The sequence below is a fragment of the Enterobacter sp. BNK-8 genome (assembly GCF_048685095.1).
Classification (GTDB): domain Bacteria; phylum Pseudomonadota; class Gammaproteobacteria; order Enterobacterales; family Enterobacteriaceae; genus Enterobacter; species Enterobacter quasiroggenkampii.
This window is the reverse complement of the sequence record NZ_JBLQTN010000001.1, coordinates 4,728,754-4,747,586: the sequence shown is the minus strand read 5'-3', so window position 1 is coordinate 4,747,586 and position 18,833 is coordinate 4,728,754. Positions and strand designations below refer to the sequence as shown.

Sequence of the window (18,833 nt, the reverse complement as noted above, 5' to 3'; positions counted from 1 at the left end):
ACCTTTTTATACCCGCCCGTCAGTCCGGGCGGTGGGATAATTATTTGGCGGCCGAGGATGACCCGTCGGCGTGCCACTTAAAGACACCAAACTCAAATCCCTTCAGATCGCCTTTCTCATCCCAGTTCAGCGGCCCAATCACGGTGTTCGCCCCGTGTGCTTTTAAATCTTTCACCAGATCCAGCGGTTCTTTGCTGCCGGTACGATCCAGCGCGGTGGCCAGAGACTGCACGGCGGCGTAGGTGATCCAGACGTACGGACCACTCGGATCTTTCTTCTGCGCCTTGAGCGCATCCACGATAGCCTTGTTGGCCGGATCCTGGTCATAGCGTTTTGGCATCGTCACCAGCATGCCTTCGGCAGAATCCCCGGCGATGTTGGACAGGGAAGCATTGCCCACACCCTCTGGCCCCATAAACTGGGTCTTCAGACCGGTGGCGCGCGCCTGACGCAGCATCTGCCCCATCTCCGGGTAGTAGCCGCCGTAGTAAACAAAGTCGATATTCTCTTTTTGCAGACGAGCGATCAGCGCGGAGAAGTCTTTCTCACCGGCGGTAATCCCGTCGAAGAAGACGATGTTTGCGCCGCCTTTTTTCAGGCCGTCCTGAACGGAGCGCGCCAGGCCTTCACCGTACTGCTGCTTGTCATGAATAATGGCGATACGCTGCGGCTTGACGGTTTCAAGGATGTATTTGGCGGCGGTTGGCCCCTGAGAGGAGTCCAGCCCCGCGGTACGCATAATGTGTTGATAGCCGCGCTGGGTCAGTTCCGGGTTAGTCGCACCGGGGGTGATCATCAGAATGCCTTCGTCTTCGTAGATATCAGACGCGGGCTGGGTGGACGACGAGCACAGGTGGCCGATCACATACTGGATGCCATCGTTGACGATTTTGTTAGCGACCGCGACGGCCTGTTTCGGATCGCAGGCGTCGTCATATTCTACGCCCACCAGCTTGTCGCCTTTGATGCCGCCCTTAGCGTTGATGTCTTTGATGGCCTGGCGCGCACCGTTGAACTCCATGTCACCCCACTGGGCAACAGGGCCGGACATCGCACCCACTACCGCAACTTTAATGTCCTCCGCCATGGCGGCATGCGAGATCGACAGTGCGACCATCCCCGCGATTAACGTCTTCGCGTTCCTTTTCATCTCTGAATCCCCATTCGTGATGTCGTGTTTATATTTTGTTTTATTATGGTTAAAAAGCATTCTGTACTTTTAATGAACAACGCTATTTTTACCAGTGCCTTTAATGGTTTAGCGCAGGTTTTTGTCAAAAACCAGACTAAAATCTCTATTTTTCAGGCGATTAAGCAAAGATAATATTCTGAAATCAGGCAGAGATAAACAACTAAAAGTGCAGTTTGCAGCATAAAATAACGGTACAAAGCGCCGAATAAATCACTACCCATCAGGTTAAAATTCTGCGTATTTTTCGATCCATGTGTTTTCAAACTGCCCAACGCGTTGCCAAAAAACTAATCACCTGGCGAATGAGAATAAAAAGAGGAAGCCCCTGAGTGAATAAATTGAGTACACTGCCTCTACTCAATTTGATTTGGACAAGTAGCTAATGAAACTGACTATCGTGCGTCTGGTGACCTTTAGCGACCAGGATCATATCGACCTGGGCAAGATCTGGCCGGAATATTCCCCTTCGTCGCTACGCGTGGATGAGACCCACCGCATTTATGCCGCGCGTTTTAACGAGCGCCTGCTGGCAGCGGTTCGCGTCACCCTGAGCGGTACAGAAGGGGCGCTGGACTCGCTGCGCGTGCGTGACGTCACCCGTCGTCGCGGCGTGGGACAGTATTTAATTGAAGAAGTGATCCGCGAAAACCCGAGCGTGACCTCCTGGTGGATGGCCGACGTTGGCGTGGAAGACCGCGACGTGATGGCGGCGTTTATGCAGGCGTTAGGCTTTACGGCGCAGGAGAGCGGGTGGGAGAAGCGCTAAAAGAAAGCCGGGTGGCGGCTGCGCCTTACCCGGCCTACGAGGTGCTGTGCGGTCTGATGCCCTCACCCCGGCCCTCTCCCACGGGGAGAGGGTGCAAACACTAAAATGGCAACCTTACGGTTGCCATTTGCGTTTATTTTGCGTCGGTCGCCGTGCCGTTAGCATGCCAGTCAAACACGCCGAACTCGAAGCCCTTCAGGTCGCCCTTCGCGTCCCAGGAAAGAGGCCCCATGACGGTCTCAACCGTGTTCGCTTTCAGCCAGGTGGCAATCTCAGCCGGATCGGCTGACTGGTTCAGGCCCGCCTGCAGAGACTGCAGCGCCGCATAGGTGGTCCAGACGAACGCGCCGCTTGGATCCTGTTTCTTCGCCTTGATGGCATCTACGATAGGTTTGTTCGCAGGGACCTGGTCGTAGTTCTTCGGTTTGGTCACCAGCAGGCCTTCAGCGGATTCACCTGCGATGTTAGACAGAGAAACGTTCGCCACCCCTTCCGGGCCCATGAACTGGGTTTTCAGACCCGCTGCGCGCGCCTGGCGCAGGATCTGGCCCATTTCCGGGTGGTAGCCGCCGTAGTATACGAAGTCAATATTCTCTTTCTTCAGACGCGCCACCAGGGTGGAGAAGTCTTTCTCACCGGCGGTGATCCCGTCGAAGAACACCACATCGGCATTGGCTTTCTTGAGGTTGTCCTGCACTGAACGCGCCAGACCTTCACCGTACTGCTGCTTGTCATGAACGATGGCAATGCGCTTCGGCTTCACTTTTTCAACGATGTACTTCGCCGCGGTTGGGCCCTGGTCAGAGTCCAGCCCGGTGGTGCGCAGGGTCAGCTTGTAGCCGCGCGCGGTCAGCTCCGGTGCGGTCGCAGCCGGGGTGATCATCAGGATACCTTCGTCTTCGTAGATGTCAGACGCGGGCTGAGTAGAAGAAGAGCACAGGTGACCGATAACGTATTTGATCCCGTCGTTCACCACTTTGTTCGCGACCGCGACCGCTTGTTTCGGGTCACAGGCATCATCATATTTTACGATCTGCAGTTTTTCGCCCTTAATACCGCCTTTGGCATTAATGTCTGCAACCGCCTGTTCTGCGCCGGTAAACTCCTGGTCGCCGTACTGCGCTACCGGTCCGGACATGGCGCCAACCACAGCCACTTTAATGTCTGCCTGCGCCATGGTGCTGAATGCCAACGCGATACATCCTGCCAGTAACGCTTTACCCTTCATGTTCATCCTGAGATTCCCCATTATTATGGTTATTACGATTGTTGTGATGTTGTTGTGCAGCGCTTTATGTCAGTTATAGGTGTGCTGTTCGCGCTTTTTCAGCATACTCTGCTAAAACATACCCGATTTTTATGATTTTGGAATAGCTAATTTGAAATGAATATATGATAGGCCCGGCAGAGGTTTTCGCCGGGCATATGGCTTTAACGTGTCAGCGAGGCGGAGATAATGTCCAGCGCTTTACGGAACTGCACTTCGGGAATCGTCAGCGGATACAGGAAACGAATGACGTTGCCGTAGACGCCGCAGCTCAGAAGAAGCAGCCCTTCCTGCAACGCCCGCTCCTGCACCTGGCGGGTAAATTCCGGCGAAGGCTGGCCCGTTTGCGGGTCGTTAAACTCAACCGCCACCATCGAGCCCTGGGCGCGAATATCCGCGATATACGGGCAGTGTTCCTTCGCTTTGTTCAGCACTTCCACCAGGTGATGGCCAAGATGCGCCGATCGCGTACAGAGATCTTCCTCATCAATCACGTCCAGTACGGCATGCGCCGCCGCAATCGCCAGCGGGTTACCTGCGTAGGTGCCACCCAGCCCGCCCGGCGCGGGCGCATCCATCACCTCAGCACGTCCCGACACCGCCGAGAGCGGCATCCCGCCCGCCAGGCTTTTCGCCATGGTGATCAGATCCGGTTTCACGCAGTGCTGTTCCATCGAGAACAGCTTGCCGGTGCGGGCGAAGCCGCTTTGGACCTCGTCGGCAATCAGCAAAATGCCGTGGGTATCGCACAGGGCGCGCAGCGCCTGCATAAAATCAGCAGGAGCGATGTTGAAGCCACCCTCCCCCTGAACCGGTTCGAGAATGATCGCCGCGACCTGGTCAGGAGCAATATCCGCTTTAAAGATACGTTCCAGGCTTTTCAACGCCTCAGCGGTGCTGACGCCGTGCAGTTCATTCGGATACTGCGCGTGATACACCGAGCCGGGGAAGGGCCCAAAGCCGAGCTTGTACGGCGCAACCTTGCCGGTCAGCGCCATGGTCATAAAGGTGCGGCCGTGGAACGCGCCGCCGAAGGTGATAAGGCCAGGACGTCTGGTAAAGGCGCGGGCAATTTTTACGGCGTTTTCCACAGCTTCTGCGCCCGTCGAGAAGAACGCCGTTTTGGCAGGGCCGTCAATCGGCACCCGTGCGTTGATGCGCTCGGCAAGCGCCACGTAGCCTTCGTACGGCACGATCTGGTACGCCGTGTGGGTAAAGGCGTGGAGTTGTTTTTCGATGGCGGAAATGACTTTGGGATGGCGATGGCCGGTATTCAGCACCGCGATACCGGCGGCGAAGTCGATGTACTCATTGCCCTCGACATCCCACACCGTGGCGTTTTCTGCTTTATCGGCATAGAAGTTACACATCACGCCGATGCCACGCGGCGTCGCCTGTAAACGCCGGTCGTTCAGTTCGTTGTTTTTCACCCTGTCCCCCTGAGAAAGTCGCCTGCTTAGCGCATCAGTAAGTGTTTGCCAGGGGGAGGGAATTCGCCAGAGCGGGCGCTAAAAAAACAAAACCCCCAGACTCTCATCCAGGGGTTCTCGGTGTACTTCGCGGAAATTACGCTTCGATAGCGGCGCGAAGTTTTTTCATGGCGTTCTTTTCAAGCTGACGGACACGTTCCGCAGAGACGCCGTAGCGGTCGGCCAGCTCCTGCAGCGTGGACTTGTTGTCTTCGTCCAGCCAGCGGGCGCGGATAATATCCTGGCTACGTTCGTCGAGGCCTTCCATCGCATAGCTCAGCTTGTTCGCGGCCTGATCTTCCCAGTTGTCCTCTTCGATGCCGTCAGCAAAGTTAGAGGTTTTATCCTGCAGATAAAGAACCGGTGCCATTGGCTGGCTGTCGGATGCGTCGTCGTCGGAGGACATATCAAAGGTCATGTCCTGCGCGGCCATACGGGATTCCATCTCACGCACGTCTTTGCTGGATACGCCCAGCTCGCGCGCCACCATTTCCACTTCATCCTGATTGAACCAGCCCAGACGCTGCTTGGTTTTACGCAGGTTGAAGAACAGTTTGCGTTGCGCTTTTGTCGTGGCGACTTTCACGATACGCCAGTTGCGCAGCACGTATTCATGAATTTCTGCTTTGATCCAGTGTACGGCGAAGGAGACGAGTCGCACACCCACTTCCGGGTTAAAGCGACGCACAGCCTTCATCAGGCCGATGTTACCTTCCTGAATCAAGTCCGCCTGCGGCAGGCCATAGCCCGCATAATTACGAGCAATGTGAACAACAAAGCGCAGGTGAGACAGGATCAGCTTTTTCGCTGCTTCCAGATCGCCCTGGTAATGCAGCTTTTCAGCAAGCTCCTTTTCTTCCTCGGCCGTTAACATCGGCCAGGTGTTCGCAGCCCGGATGTAAGATTCCAGGTTACCAACAGGGGCTAAAGCTAAAGTTTGCATTTCTTTGGTCATTCATTCCTCTCAGTGTTTCTTCTGGTCCAGGTTGTCCCCGTCAGGCAACAACCATGCCAAAGCGTTTGAGCAACGAGATTAGCATTCACTCTTTTATCAGACAGTGATTTTATCCACAAGTTCCAGGTGCAACGGTGAATAAATTACGCACAAAATGTGACATGGAGATGATAACAGGGGAAGAGACAACAGGGACGCTTTCCCTGCAGAGCGAACATCTCGGTGCAGGGAAAGATTATATCACGCTTTTATTAGTCGGGAGTAAAGTGACGTAAATGTTGAACGGTTGCCAGCCACGCTGCCACCCACCCAATCATCGAACACACCAGCAGCAACAACAGGCACTCATCGAACCCTAAGCCACTGATATCAAACTTCGTTCCGAAAACCTGCGCCACTTCAGTCACGGCAGAGGAAAGCCGCATCACCAAAATTTCTGACAATATCAGTGAAAGAAATGCGCCGGAAAAACCGAGCAGTGCGCCACCGTAAAGGAACGGTCGGAGGATGAAGCCATCTGTCGCACCAATCAGTTTCTGCACGTTGATGGTGTCGCGACGGGCGAAGATGCTCAGGCGAACGCTGTTGCCGATGACGAGGAAGACCGCCGCCACCATCAGCACGCCAATCATCGCCGCGACGCGGCCTACCAGCCCGGTCAGAGCAGAGAGACGCGCAAACCAGCTGTCATCCATGCGCACTTCATCAATCCCCTTAATGCGCGTGATGCGATCGCGCAGGGTGTTAAGCGAATCTGTCCCCTGGAAATCCAGCTTCGGGATCACCACCGCCACGGCGGGCAGCGGGTTCTCTTCGAGCATATCCAGCGCGCCGCCAAAGCCAGACCAGTTCCTGAACTCACCCAGCGCGTCTTCACGTGAGAGATAATTGACCTTCTCCACGCCCTGCTCGGCCTGAATTTGCCCAACCACCTGCGCCGCCGCGTTATCGTCGAGCGCTTTATCCAGATAGACCGTGATCTGCGGAGACGGATAATACTGCGACGCCGCCTGGTTGACGTTTTTATAGACCATATAGCAGACGCTTGGCAGCGTGAGGGAGATGGCGATCACCATCACCGTCAGGAACGTCGCCAGCGGTTTGCTTTTCAGGTCCTGCAGCGCGCCGTGGAACGCGTAGCGCACCTGCTCGTTAAACACGTTGGTTTTACGGGAGGCTGGCTTTGGCGCGGCCTTCTGGCGCTTCGGCGCATTACGATTGCCGTCACCCCCGCCCTGCGGCTTACGGAAACGGTCAAACCGGTTCCCGAACTGCCGAATCTGGTTTATTGCATCACGCTTATTCACCGTGGCCTCCGTGCAAATGACCGTCGCTCAGGGTCAGCATGCGGTACGAACGACGGGAAATCAGCCCGATGTCGTGCGTCGCCATCAATACGGTAACCCCCACGCGGTTAAACTCCTCAAACAGACGCAAAATCCCTTCTGACAGGGCATCGTCCAGGTTACCGGTCGGTTCATCCGCCAGCAGCACCGCAGGCTTGTTCACCACCGCACGGGCGATACCCACGCGCTGCTGTTCACCGCCGGAGAGCTGGATCGGGAAGTTCTTCGCTTTGTCCAGCAGCCCGACCTTATCCAGCGCCGCGGAAACGCGACGGCGGATATCATCATAGCTGGCGCCGGCAATAATCAGCGGAATGGCCACGTTATCGAAAACGGTGCGATCCATCAGCAGGTGGTGATCCTGGAAAATCATGCCGATCTGACGACGCAGGAACGGCACTTCGCGGTTTTTCAGGCGGCTGATCTCATGGCCGCCGAAAAAGATTTTCCCGGCGCTTGGCCGCTCGATCCCACAGATAAGCTTGAGCAGGGTACTTTTCCCCGCGCCGGAATGGCCGGTCAGGAATGCCATCTCGCCCGGCTGCAGGTGGAATGTGACCCCCTGCAGCGCTTGTCTCCCACCGAGATAGGCCTTGCTGACGTGTTCAAAGCGAATCATTGTTAGTCCTCTCGGGCAAATAATGCCTCAATAAAGTCGTCCGCCTTAAACGGACGTAAATCCTCAATACGCTCGCCCACACCGATGTAACGGATAGGAATGCCGAACTGGTCGGCCACGGAGAAGATCACCCCGCCTTTCGCGGTGCCGTCCAGTTTGGTCAGCGTGATCCCCGTCAGTCCTACCGCTTCATGGAACAGCTTCGCCTGGCTGATGGCGTTCTGTCCGGTGCTGGCATCAATGGTCAGCATAATTTCATGCGGTGCGTCTTCGTCCAGCTTCTTCATGACGCGAACGATTTTCTTCAGCTCTTCCATCAGGTGCGATTTATTCTGCAAACGCCCTGCGGTATCGGCAATTAGCACGTCCACGTTACGCGCCTTCGCCGCCTGGATGGCGTCAAAGATCACGGACGCGGAATCCGCGCCGGTATGCTGAGCAATCACCGGAATGTTGTTGCGCTGGCCCCAGACCTGCAGCTGCTCAACCGCCGCCGCACGGAAGGTGTCGCCCGCCGCCAGCATCACCGATTTACCCTGCTGCTCGAACTGACGCGCCAGCTTGCCGATGGTGGTGGTTTTACCCACGCCGTTCACGCCGACCATCAGAATAACAAATGGCGTTTTGCCTTCAATATTAAGCGGTTCGTCAACTTTTGCGAGAATTTCACCCATCTCGTCTTTCAGCAGGCCGTACAGCGCTTCGGCGTCACGCAGCTGTTTGCGGCTCGCCCCTTCGGTCAGATTAGTGATGATCTTACGGGTGGTTTCGACCCCCACGTCCGCAATCAGCAGTTGCTCTTCCAGCTCTTCAAACAGATCGTCGTCGATCTTCTTGCCGCGGAACAGACTGATAAATCCGGAACCTAAGTTTTCTTTGGTTTTAAGCAGGCTGCGTTTCAGACGCGCGAAGAAACCCTCTTTGGTCGGTTTTTCCTGCTCCTGAACGGTCTCTTCTTCCGGTTCTTCTTCTACCGGCACCACGATGACCGCTTCTTCAGCGGCCTCAGCCGCCAGCGCCTGAGCTTCCAGCTCTTCGTCGGTCAGATCTGGCTCAAGCGCCGCCTCTTCTTCCACCGCCTCAACGATTTCAACGGTTTCCGCTTCGGCCTGCCACTCTTCGGCAGACACCGCTTCGGCTTTCACCTCTTCCGGCAGCGGCAGCTCTTCGTGTTCGATAGCAGCCTGTGGTGCTTCGATAGCGGCTTCTACGACAACCGGCTCTGGCTTCTCGCTTTCCTGAACCTGTTCAGTGACCTCAACCACCTCTTCAGCAAAGGTTTCAACCTCTTCTTTGCTGTGCGCCGTTTCTTCCGCATCGACAACCGCGGCGGTTTCTACTGGCGTTTCAGGCTGCGACGGCTCTTCAACGGCATGTTGCTCTTCGGTTTTCTGTTCTGTTTCTTGCTCTTTTTCACCGAAGCCCAGCCAGGAAAAGAAGCCACGTTTTTTTTGTTTTGCCATCTGCGACTACACTCCTCGCGGCGCTATATACATGGAAGCTAAAAAAATGATGAAATAGTCTAACACTTTACTTAATTGACATCACCGCCCGCAATCGCAGGCCAATTGTTAACAGAGCTTTCCTGAGATGAAGAAACCCAACCGCGCCCCGGCCGGTCAAATTCGTATTATCGGCGGTCAGTGGCGAGGCCGGAAATTACCGGTGCCGGACAGCCCCGGTTTACGCCCTACTACCGATCGCGTGCGCGAGACGCTGTTTAACTGGCTGGCCCCGTCAATGGTAGACGCCCGCTGCCTGGACTGCTTCGCCGGAAGCGGTGCGCTCGGGCTGGAAGCGCTGTCGCGCTATGCTGCCAGCGCCACGCTGCTGGAGATGGAGCGCGGCGTGGCGCAGACGTTGCAGCAAAATCTGGCGACGCTGAAGGCGAGCAACGCGAAAGTGGTGAACACCAACACGCTGAGCTTCCTCGCACAAAAGGGCACGCCGCACACCGTGGTGTTTGTCGACCCGCCGTTCCGCAAGGGGTTGCTGGAAGAGACGTTATCCCTGCTGGAGCAAAACGGCTGGCTGGCGGATGACGCATTGATTTACGTGGAAAGCGAAGTGGAAAACGGTTTGCCGCCGGTTCCCGCCCACTGGGATCTGCACCGCGAAAAAGTGGCAGGTCAGGTTGCTTATCGTCTGTATCACCGTCAGGCACAAGGAGGATCCGATGCCGGTACTGATTAATCTGGGACGTTTGCTGATGCTGGGCGTCTGGGCGTTTTTGCTGCTCAACCTGGTGCACCCGTTCCCGCGTCCGATGAATATTTTCGTTAACGTGGCGCTGATTTTCACCTCGTTCATGCACGCCCTGCAGATGGTGATGCTGAAAAACGGTCTGCCGAAAGACGGCCCGCAGATGACGGGCTGGCAGCAGCTGCGCGTGTTTCTTTTCGGCGTGTTTGAGCTGCTGGTGTGGATGAAGAAGTTTAAGGCGCAGGTGAAGAAGTAAGGTGCGCGCTATCGCCCGGTGGCGCTTCGCTTACCGGGCCTACGAAACCCTGTAGGCCGGGCAAACGCAGTGCCGCCCGGCGTTACCGCTCCGGTGCAAACCCTTCGAATCGCGACCCTTTGTAGCTCAGCGTTCCTTTCTCTCCCACCGTCAGTTGGTGGTACTGCTGCGCCTCCAGACGGAAGGTCATCTCCAGGCCGCCCGTTTCTGGCTTAAAGCTCGCTTCATAGCGCATTGTTGTGCCCGCAGGCGTCACCTGCTGCTGGCGCGAGCGGCGGTCATTGAGCGGTTTTTCGCGTTTGTTCGTCACCACCACGCGCTTTTGCATCAGCGGTGCGGCATCGTTATCCGCCTTCTCGCGGCGCTGCTGCACGAAGCGGAACGAGGCGGCAATGACGATAATCGCCACCACGATAATGAAAAACAGCGGCATCTTGCTCATTCTACAATCCCATCAGATTATGCGGAATTCAGGATACCCTGCCTTCCCCGGCATTGCCAAACGCCCGCCCGCGTCACTACACTGGATCAGAAACTGATTATTCAGACTTAACAGATACAGGGAGTTAATATGCTTTGGTCATTTATCGCTGTCTGTTTTTCCGCATGGCTTTATGTCGATGCGTCGTACCGTGGTCCCACCTGGCAGCGCTGGCTGTTTAAACCGGTCACGCTGTTGCTCCTGTTGCTGCTGGCCTGGCAAGCGCCGATGTTCAACGCCGTCAGCTATCTGGTGCTCGCCGGGCTGTGCGCCTCTCTGATTGGCGACGCCCTGACCCTGCTGCCGCGCCAGCGCCTGCTGTATGCCGTAGGGGCATTTTTCCTGTCGCACCTGCTGTATACCATCTACTTCGCCAGCCAGATGACGCTCTCTTTCTTCTGGCCGCTGCCGCTGGTCCTGCTGGTGATTGGCGCCCTGCTGATCGCGGTGATCTGGTCGCGTCTGGAAGAGATGCGTTTGCCGGTCTGCACGTTTATCGCCATGACCCTGGTAATGGTATGGCTGGCAGGTGAACTGTGGTTCTTCCGTCCGACCGCTCCGGCAATGTCCGCATTCTTCGGCGCCGCGCTGCTGCTGATTGGGAATATCGTGTGGCTGGGCAGCCACTATCGCCGCCGTTTCCGGGCGGATAACGCGATTGCCGCCGCCTGTTACTTTGCCGGGCACTTCCTGATTGTGCGTTCGCTGTATATCTAAATAACGCTTGACTCTGGAGTCGACTCCAGAGTGTATGCTGCGGTTAATGAGAAAATTATCATTGCCGGAGACTGCCATGTCGACTCCAGAAACACCCAAAAAAGTTCCTCAATTCTCGGCGCTTAAGCTCAGTCCGGTTCCGCCGCAAGACGACTGCTGCTGCGAAGGCACGTGCGAAACGCAAACGGAAATGCTGCCCGAAAGCGGCAACCGCTACAGCTGGGTCGTTAACGGCATGGACTGCGCCGCCTGCGCCCGTAAAGTAGAAAATGCGGTGAAACAGGTGCCGGGCGTCAGCCACGTTCAGGTGCTGTTCGCCACCGAAAAGCTGCTGGTTAGCGCCGAAAACGACGTCAGCAAACAGGTTGAAGCCGCGGTAAGCAAGGCGGGTTACAGCCTGCGTAGCGAAGCCGCGCCCGCGGAAAAAACGTCATCCCTGCGGGAAAACCTGCCGCTCATCACCCTCATCATCATGATGGCCCTGAGCTGGGGGCTGGAACAGATTAACCATCCGTTCGGCAACCTGGCGTTTATCGCCACCACGCTGGTCGGTCTGTTCCCGATTGCCCGTCAGGCGCTGCGCCTGATGAAAAGCGGCAGCTGGTTTGCCATCGAAACGCTAATGAGCGTGGCGGCCATCGGCGCGCTGTTTATTGGCGCGACGGCAGAAGCGGCGATGGTGCTGCTGCTGTTCTTAATTGGTGAACGCCTTGAGGGCTGGGCAGCCAGCCGGGCGCGTAAAGGGGTCAGCGCGCTGATGGCGCTGAAGCCGGAAACCGCCACGCGCGTGGTAAACGGCACGCGTGAAACGGTCGCCATCACGACCCTTCGTCCGGGCGACGTGATTGAAGTCGCGGCAGGTGGACGCTTGCCTGCAGACGGTGCGCTGCTTACCGCCACCGCGAGCTTTGATGAAAGCGCCCTGACCGGCGAATCCATTCCGGTCGAACGTGAGGCGGGTGAAAAAGTGCCTGCAGGCGCCACCAGCGTCGACCGTCTGGTGCAGCTCACCGTGCTTTCCGAGCCGGGTGACAGCGCCATCGACCGCATCCTGAAGCTGATTGAAGAGGCCGAAGAGCGCCGCGCGCCAGTCGAACGCTTTATCGACCGCTTCAGCCGGATCTACACGCCCGCCATTATGCTGGTTGCCCTGCTGGTTACCGTCGTTCCGCCGCTGTTCTTTGGCGCGCCGTGGGAGGGGTGGATTTATAAAGGGCTGACGCTATTGCTGATCGGCTGTCCGTGCGCGCTGGTGATTTCCACCCCGGCGGCGATTACCTCCGGGCTGGCGGCTGCGGCACGTCGCGGGGCGCTGATTAAGGGCGGCGCGGCGCTGGAGCAGCTAAGCCAGGTCCAGCATATCGCTTTTGATAAAACCGGTACGCTGACCGTCGGCAAGCCGCAGGTGACCGGCGTGTATCCGCAGGACATCAGTGAAGATGAACTGCTGACCCTGGCCGCCGCCGTTGAGCAGGGGTCCACTCACCCGCTGGCGCAGGCGATTGTGCGAGAAGCGCAGTCGCGCGGACTGAACATCCCTCCGGCAACCGCCCAGCGGGCGCTGGTCGGGACAGGGATTGAGGCCACCGTTGACGGTAAAAAGGTACTGATTGTCGCGGCGGGCAAGTCTTCTACGCCAGAGGTGGAGGCGCTAGAACAGACCGGACAAACTGTCGTGACCGTCATGCAGGACGGCACCGCAAAAGGGAGGCTGGCGCTGCGCGACACCCTGCGCGATGACGCAAAAGAGGCCGTGTCGGCGCTGCATCAGTTGGGCGTCCAGGGCGTGATTCTCACCGGCGATAACCCTCGCGCGGCGGCAGCGATTGCCAGTGAGCTGGGGCTGGCGTTTAAAGCCGGATTGCTGCCGGCGGATAAGGTCAGCGCGGTGACGGAACTGAATGCTCAGGCGCCGCTGGCGATGGTCGGTGACGGGATTAACGATGCCCCGGCGATGAAAGCGTCCACCATCGGTATTGCGATGGGCAGCGGTACCGACGTCGCACTGGAAACGGCTGACGCGGCGCTGACCCACAACCGCCTGACCGGACTGGCGCAGATGATCGATCTTGCGCGCGCGACGCGGGCCAATATCCGTCAGAACATCGGCATCGCGCTGGGGCTGAAGGGGATTTTCCTGGTGACCACGCTGCTGGGCATGACCGGGCTGTGGCTGGCGGTGCTGGCGGATACCGGCGCGACGGTGCTGGTGACGGCGAACGCGCTCCGGCTGTTGCGTCGCCGGTAAAAAAACGCCCGGTGGCGCTGACGCTTACCGGGCCTACATATCCTGCTAAATCGTAGGCCGGGTAAGGCGAAGCCGCCACCCGGCTTTTTTTATATGAAGTAGCTCATCGCCAGCCCTAAAAACAGCACCAGACCGACGTAGTTATTGTTCATAAACGCCTTGAAGCAGGCGTCGCGTTCGCGCTTCGCAATCAGCTTTTGCTGGTAGGCAAACAGCAGCCCCGCCACCAGCACGGACCAGTAAAACTCCCAGTTCAGCCCGTTCAGGCGACCGATCGCCACCATCAGCGCCAGTACCGCGACCTGCAGGATACCAATAATCAGCTTGTCCTGACGGCCAAAGAGGATGGCGGTGGATTTGATGCCAATTTTCAGGTCGTCATCGCGGTCAACCATCGCGTACTGCGTGTCGTACGCCACCGCCCAAAGTATGTTCGCCAGGAACATCAACCAGCAGCTGAGCGGTAAGGACTCACTAACCGCCGCAAACGCCATCGGAATCGACCAGCCAAACGCCGCCCCGAGCACCACCTGAGGCAGGTGGGTATAGCGCTTCATAAACGGATAAACCCAGGCCAGGGCCAGCGCCGCAACGGAAAGCAGGATGGTCATGGTGTTGAGGGTTAACACCAGCAGGAAAGAGAGCAGCACCAGAATGATGAACAGCACGCGGGCTTCTTTCCCGGTGACCTGCCCGCTGGGTAACGGACGACCGGCAGTACGCTTTACATGGCCGTCGAATTTACGATCGGCATAATCATTGACCACGCAGCCCGCCGCGCGCATCAGCCAGACGCCAGCCATGAACACGCCAAGGATCCACAGCGGCGGCACGCCCGGCGTGGCAACCCACAGCGCCCATAGGGTCGGCCACAGCAGCAGCAACGCGCCAATCGGTTTATCGGTACGCATTAAGCGGTGATACGCCAACAGCTTATTCTGCGTCAGGCTCCACTCCATTTTTTCTTCCTCTTAGTACAACGGCGATGCCGGTAAAAAAAGCTCTGTCAGAATTAACGGCTTACCGCTCAGGCGAAGGCGGGAACGACGCCCCCACAGTTCGGCATCACGACCAATCTCAATAAAATCCCGGGTAAGCTCAGACGAGGTGAAAAGGTAACGCCCCAGCGGCGTTTTCCCCAGACGTTGCAGCGCCAGCTCGGGCCCGGAAAGGGTGGACTCGGGCACCACCGTCCGCCCGGCAAGCCACGGCTCGCCATCGGCACAAAGTAAAATTTCACGCAGCCAGTAACGTGGCTCGTGCGGCAGCAGCGGCAGCTCGTTGGCGATCTCATCGCCAGAGACAAACCCTTCCTGAATCAGGGTCACCGTGACCGTTTTTCCCTGCTGCTCAAAACGTTTCGTCATGGAATCTTCCAGCAGCAACCAGTCCAGTTGCTGGGGATCAAGCGCAGGTATTTGGTCGAAATAGCGCAGCGCACGCAGTTGCGTTAGCGCAGGGTGTGACATGCCAGACTCTCCGATACATAACGTAATGGCATTGTATCGCAGAAACACGGATTGAGGGGGGCCAAACGTTATTTAACGATCACGATCGCAACAAGAGTGCAACAGCCCGGCGGAGACGAAAAAAAGTGCGCCCACTCAGGCGCACCAAACGACTAACAAATCAGCACTGCGGGGAAACGGTTACCCCTTGCCTTTTACACTGCTGATAAAGGTGGAACGGGCAGTGGTTGAACCTAAACGTTCGGCTTCATCAAGCAGTTTCAGCGCTTTATCGACATCGCCGCGCTTCACCGCCTGCTTAATGGCGTTGTTGAAGTATTCTTCGGTGTCGTTCAGTACCGGCTCCGCTTTCTTCGCCGGGGCTGGCGCTGCGGTTGCTACCGGTGCGGCTGCCGTGGCAGCTGGCGCGGTATAGGCAGGTGCAGCGGTGTTGCCTACGGTGACAGGGCCGGTACCGGAGGAGCCAAACAGCGGGCCGACCAGGACGCTGGATGCACTGCTAGTCGATACTTTCAGCTTCACAAGGCCGTCAGTGGTATGGCGGGCAATCGGGTCCGGAATATCCGGCACGGCGTTACCTACGCCTTTGGCATAGGCCTTAGCGGGATCAAGCAGCGTAGTGGTTTGCTGCAAATCTTTTTCCGTGGTGAAGACGAGCACATAAATTTTCTGCTGACCCAGCGCAGGCGTCAGGCGCATTACCCCTTCCAGGCGGTCTGCGCTCATGACGCCGGGTTCCTGATAGGTAAAGTATTCGCTCGGGAAGAATGCAGAAGGCGTCATGTTCTGGTCAAGAATCAGCACGTTCGGTGCAAAGACGCTGGTCTGTTTATTGACTTCACTGGAGAGCGTTAACGTCAGTTCGCCAATGTTAGCGGGCACGCTGTATGCGACCACCGGGCCACTGATGCCAGGAACATTAAGCGGTTGTCCCCCCGTCGAGAGCTGGGTCGTTTGGGCTTTAGATTGATCGACAGGCGTCCAGACCAGCTGTTGCAACGCTGAGGCCGGTATGGCCGGCGCGGATGTTGTGTTTTGCGGAACGAAATTCACATTAGCGAGCGTTACAGCAGGCGCGCTCGCCAGCAGCCCTGCGGATAAACAAAGGGCAAGGAGAGTTTTGTTCATTTTCATTGTTATCACCTCAAAATGCACAGGTCAGCGGTAGCCAGGCAATAGCGCGCCGTCCCAAGGATTGAGGGGCTTGCGCCCCTCAGTTTGGTCATTACGTCAGGTTAAGACGGTATTACCACCAGATTTCCATCTGGGCGCCGAAGGACCACTCGTCGTTGTCACCGCGGCTGTAGGTTGTGGCTTTGGTATCGCTTTTTGCAATGCCGTTGTCATAACCCCATTTCTCATCCCACTTCGCGTAAGTTGCGAAGACACGGATCGCTGGACGGGACCAGATGCTGTCACCGGCCTGCCATTGCTGTGCAAGGGTAATTTTGTACTGGTTGTTGGTATCGTCAGTTTTCTGCGACTTAACGTTGTCGTAGCCCACTTCAAGCAAGGTGCTCATGATTGGCGTCCATTTATACATTGGGCGCACACCCACGGTGTACCAGGTCGTACCGTTGTTGTCGTCACGATCGATATCCTGATACATACCGACGTACATCAGATCCCAGCTGTCACCCAGAGAGATCGCACCGTGGTCGAGAATACGAACCAGAGAGCCATTGTTGTTGATCTTGTTGTCTACAACACCAATTTCAGCGTCTTTGTCATAGTTGTTGCCGGTGAAGGAACCCTGCGGAATACCTTTGCCCTGAGTGGTCATTGCATCGGTAGCGTACTGGACAACAAACTTGTTGTAGCCTTTCAGCATGCTCTGGGTATGTTCAGCGGTGAACATCCAGCCATCTTTAGATGCGCCGTCAGCGAAGCTGTAACCGTCAGTTTTGTTAGCTCGGCCATAGTCAACACCCAGCTCCAGCGTACCGCCCGGGTTGATTTCCATCTGCGCTAAACGCACATCGAAGACGTCGTTAGCGGTGTCTTTGAAGTTATGATAGATATCGTTGCTGGTGAAGATGTATGAACCACCCGCTTCCTGAGAACGGGTCGCGGCCAGAGACAGTTTACCGAAGCCCAGATCGACGTTTTCGATACCCGCACCAGGACCTGAAATATCCCAGTAGTAGAAGTCGATCATGTGGACGTCATGACGCTGATAGAAGCGCTTACCGGCCCAGATGGTGGAACCTGGCAGCCACTCAATCAGGTTTTTACCCTGCACGTTGGCTTCACGGAACGCCGGATCAGTGGCTTCCCAGTCGTTCTGTTGCGCCACGGAGTACGCTACGTTGGTGTCGAAGTAGAAGCTCTTGTCGCCTTCTTTCCATACTTCCTGGCCCAGCTTCAGTTCCGCATAGGTTTCACATTCGTTACCCAGACGGTATTTACTTTGAGCACCGGTTGCCTGGAAGCACTGTTGTTCGCCGCCACTCCCCGTCCAGCCGATACCGGAACGAGCATAACCATGGAAATCCACGGCCATTGCCTGAGCAGACATTACGCCCGCTGCGACGGCAACTGCCAGAGGAAGTTTGCGCAGAGTAATCATCATTCTATCTCCTGAGATCATTGCTTTTCTTTGAACACTTCACCTGTCGGTTTCGTGTCTTCTTTTGGGATTGCTTAAACGCCTGGCTCTTTGTGCAACCGACGACATGCAGTGCCATCCTCACGGAACAGATGGCAGCGCTCTGGCGGCAAGCCGATAGCGAATGTGGCACCCTCTTCTACCAACACCACGTCGTTCTGGCGGTAGACCAGGTTCTGACGGATGGCGGGGATCTGGATATGAATCTGTGTTTCGTGACCAAGCTGTTCGACGACCTGAACTTCACCTTCCAGCGTCACATCGGCGATGTGGCTCGGCAGTAAATGCTCAGGACGAATACCGAGGGACATGTTTGCCCCCACCTGTACGTTGGCGCTGTCGACCGGCAGCCAGACCTGCTGGCGGTTTGGCAGCTCCACCTGTACCTGTTCAATCGCGGTCGCGGTCACTTTGACGGGCAGGAAGTTCATCTTTGGCGAGCCAATGAAGCCCGCAACAAAGCGGTCTGCCGGGTAGTGATACAGCTCCAGCGGTTTGCCCACCTGCGCCACGCGGCCGGCATCCAGCACCACAATTTTGTCGGCGAGGGTCATCGCTTCGACCTGATCGTGGGTGACGTAAATCATCGTGCGGCCAAGACGCTTGTGCAGACGGGAGATTTCGATACGCATCTGGACGCGCAGGGCGGCATCCAGGTTGGAAAGCGGTTCGTCGAGCAGGAAGACGCGCGGCTCGGCGACCAGGGTACGGCCGATCGCCACACGCTGACGCTGACCGCCGGAAAGCGCTTTCGGCTTACGCTCCAGCAGGTGCGCCAGCTGTAACACTTCCGCCACCTGCGTCACGCGCTGGTTAATGACCTCTTTCTTCGCGCCGGCCAGCTTCAGACCAAAAGACATGTTCTCGGCGACGGAAAGATGGGGATAGAGAGCATAAGACTGGAACACCATGCCTACGCCACGTTCGGCAGGCGGGATGTCATTCATTCGGGTATCACCGATCAGCAGGTCGCCGCTGGTGATGGTTTCAAGACCGGCAATCATACGCAGCAGAGTTGATTTACCGCAGCCTGATGGGCCGACAAATACCACGAATTCACCTTCGTGGATGTCCAGATTGATGTCTTTCGACACCACAACGTCACCCCAGGCTTTCGTTACATTACGCAGCTGTACGCTCGCCATGCCCTTCTCCCTTCGTTACAACCTGTCACCGACAGAAACATTCAAGATAAGTTCACTATGGGGTATCCATTACTTTCCCGAATCCTCCACCCC

General features: G+C 56.8%; 18 protein-coding genes. 5 read left to right on the top strand and 13 right to left on the bottom strand.

The window, feature by feature from the left end; translation table 11 throughout:
• Positions 1–40: 40 nt before the first annotated feature.
• Complete coding sequence (gene livK, locus ACMGGU_RS22870) at positions 41–1,150, bottom strand: high-affinity branched-chain amino acid ABC transporter substrate-binding protein LivK (protein ID WP_008500098.1); 1,110 nt, start codon at positions 1,148–1,150, stop codon at positions 41–43.
• Positions 1,151–1,574: 424 nt separating this feature from the next.
• On the opposite strand from livK, the gene panM reads away from it, so the two are divergent.
• Positions 1,575–1,958, top strand: a complete 384-nt coding sequence (gene panM / locus ACMGGU_RS22865) for an aspartate 1-decarboxylase autocleavage activator PanM (RefSeq protein ID WP_045909159.1) — start codon at positions 1,575–1,577, stop codon at positions 1,956–1,958.
• Between the two features lie 133 nt (positions 1,959–2,091).
• Here the strand turns inward: panM and livJ are convergent, their stop codons facing one another.
• The 6 genes from livJ to ftsY all read right to left on the bottom strand — a co-directional run bounded on the left by livJ (position 2,092) and on the right by ftsY (position 9,077).
• On the bottom strand, positions 2,092–3,192 hold the full coding sequence (gene livJ / locus ACMGGU_RS22860; protein WP_072163886.1) for a branched chain amino acid ABC transporter substrate-binding protein LivJ: 1,101 nt from the start codon (positions 3,190–3,192) through the stop codon (positions 2,092–2,094).
• 197 nt (positions 3,193–3,389) lie between these two features.
• Positions 3,390–4,655, bottom strand: coding sequence for a 4-aminobutyrate--2-oxoglutarate transaminase (locus tag ACMGGU_RS22855; protein WP_406915997.1), 1,266 nt, complete (start codon positions 4,653–4,655; stop codon positions 3,390–3,392).
• 136 nt (positions 4,656–4,791) lie between these two features.
• Complete coding sequence (gene rpoH, locus ACMGGU_RS22850) at positions 4,792–5,649, bottom strand: RNA polymerase sigma factor RpoH (protein ID WP_008500093.1); 858 nt, start codon at positions 5,647–5,649, stop codon at positions 4,792–4,794.
• 251 nt (positions 5,650–5,900) lie between these two features.
• The gene (ftsX, locus tag ACMGGU_RS22845) at positions 5,901–6,956 is read right to left on the bottom strand and encodes a permease-like cell division protein FtsX (protein WP_045909157.1); all 1,056 of its coding nucleotides are present in this window, start codon (positions 6,954–6,956) and stop codon (positions 5,901–5,903) included.
• Positions 6,949–7,614, bottom strand: coding sequence for a cell division ATP-binding protein FtsE (gene ftsE / locus ACMGGU_RS22840; protein ID WP_025758973.1), 666 nt, complete (start codon positions 7,612–7,614; stop codon positions 6,949–6,951). Before ftsE ends, ftsX begins: the two co-directional genes overlap by 8 nt.
• A 2-nt stretch (positions 7,615–7,616) precedes the next feature.
• Positions 7,617–9,077 carry a signal recognition particle-docking protein FtsY gene (gene ftsY, locus ACMGGU_RS22835; RefSeq protein WP_395299728.1) on the bottom strand — a complete coding sequence of 487 codons (1,461 nt, stop codon included), beginning with the start codon at positions 9,075–9,077 and terminating at the stop codon, positions 7,617–7,619.
• A 127-nt stretch (positions 9,078–9,204) separates the two neighbouring features.
• Here ftsY and rsmD point away from each other — a divergent pair, with 127 nt between their 5' ends.
• Both rsmD and ACMGGU_RS22825 read left to right on the top strand, forming a co-directional pair.
• Positions 9,205–9,807 carry a 16S rRNA (guanine(966)-N(2))-methyltransferase gene (rsmD, locus tag ACMGGU_RS22830; protein ID WP_008500089.1) on the top strand — a complete coding sequence of 201 codons (603 nt, stop codon included), beginning with the start codon at positions 9,205–9,207 and terminating at the stop codon, positions 9,805–9,807.
• Positions 9,791–10,072, top strand: coding sequence for a DUF1145 family protein (locus tag ACMGGU_RS22825; RefSeq protein WP_235401079.1), 282 nt, complete (start codon positions 9,791–9,793; stop codon positions 10,070–10,072). Before rsmD ends, ACMGGU_RS22825 begins: the two co-directional genes overlap by 17 nt.
• Positions 10,073–10,154: 82 nt before the next feature.
• On the opposite strand, the gene ACMGGU_RS22820 is transcribed toward ACMGGU_RS22825, so the two are convergent.
• Entirely contained in the window at positions 10,155–10,514 is a 360-nt protein-coding gene (locus ACMGGU_RS22820; protein ID WP_048030196.1) for a DUF2500 domain-containing protein, read from the bottom strand.
• Between the two features lie 129 nt (positions 10,515–10,643).
• Here ACMGGU_RS22820 and ACMGGU_RS22815 point away from each other — a divergent pair, with 129 nt between their 5' ends.
• Both ACMGGU_RS22815 and zntA read left to right on the top strand, forming a co-directional pair.
• Positions 10,644–11,270 carry a lysoplasmalogenase gene (locus tag ACMGGU_RS22815; protein ID WP_045909154.1) on the top strand — a complete coding sequence of 209 codons (627 nt, stop codon included), beginning with the start codon at positions 10,644–10,646 and terminating at the stop codon, positions 11,268–11,270.
• Positions 11,271–11,346: 76 nt separating this feature from the next.
• A complete protein-coding gene (gene zntA, locus ACMGGU_RS22810) occupies positions 11,347–13,518 on the top strand; it encodes a Zn(II)/Cd(II)/Pb(II) translocating P-type ATPase ZntA (protein WP_395299727.1) in 2,172 nt (723 codons plus the stop codon).
• A gap of 89 nt (positions 13,519–13,607) precedes the next feature.
• Here zntA and ubiA read toward each other — a convergent pair whose 3' ends face one another.
• The 5 genes from ubiA to malK all read right to left on the bottom strand — a co-directional run bounded on the left by ubiA (position 13,608) and on the right by malK (position 18,740).
• A complete protein-coding gene (gene ubiA / locus ACMGGU_RS22805) occupies positions 13,608–14,477 on the bottom strand; it encodes a 4-hydroxybenzoate octaprenyltransferase (RefSeq protein ID WP_420300950.1) in 870 nt (289 codons plus the stop codon).
• 12 nt (positions 14,478–14,489) lie between these two features.
• On the bottom strand, positions 14,490–14,987 hold the full coding sequence (ubiC, locus tag ACMGGU_RS22800; protein WP_021242729.1) for a chorismate lyase: 498 nt from the start codon (positions 14,985–14,987) through the stop codon (positions 14,490–14,492).
• Positions 14,988–15,167: 180 nt separating this feature from the next.
• Positions 15,168–16,121 carry a maltose operon protein MalM gene (gene malM / locus ACMGGU_RS22795; protein ID WP_063622880.1) on the bottom strand — a complete coding sequence of 318 codons (954 nt, stop codon included), beginning with the start codon at positions 16,119–16,121 and terminating at the stop codon, positions 15,168–15,170.
• A 112-nt stretch (positions 16,122–16,233) separates the two neighbouring features.
• Positions 16,234–17,559: a maltoporin gene (locus tag ACMGGU_RS22790; protein WP_074168353.1), complete on the bottom strand. Its 1,326-nt coding sequence runs from the start codon at positions 17,557–17,559 to the stop codon at positions 16,234–16,236.
• Positions 17,560–17,630: 71 nt separating this feature from the next.
• Complete coding sequence (gene malK / locus ACMGGU_RS22785) at positions 17,631–18,740, bottom strand: maltose/maltodextrin ABC transporter ATP-binding protein MalK (protein WP_008500080.1); 1,110 nt, start codon at positions 18,738–18,740, stop codon at positions 17,631–17,633.
• Positions 18,741–18,833 lie beyond the last annotated feature (93 nt).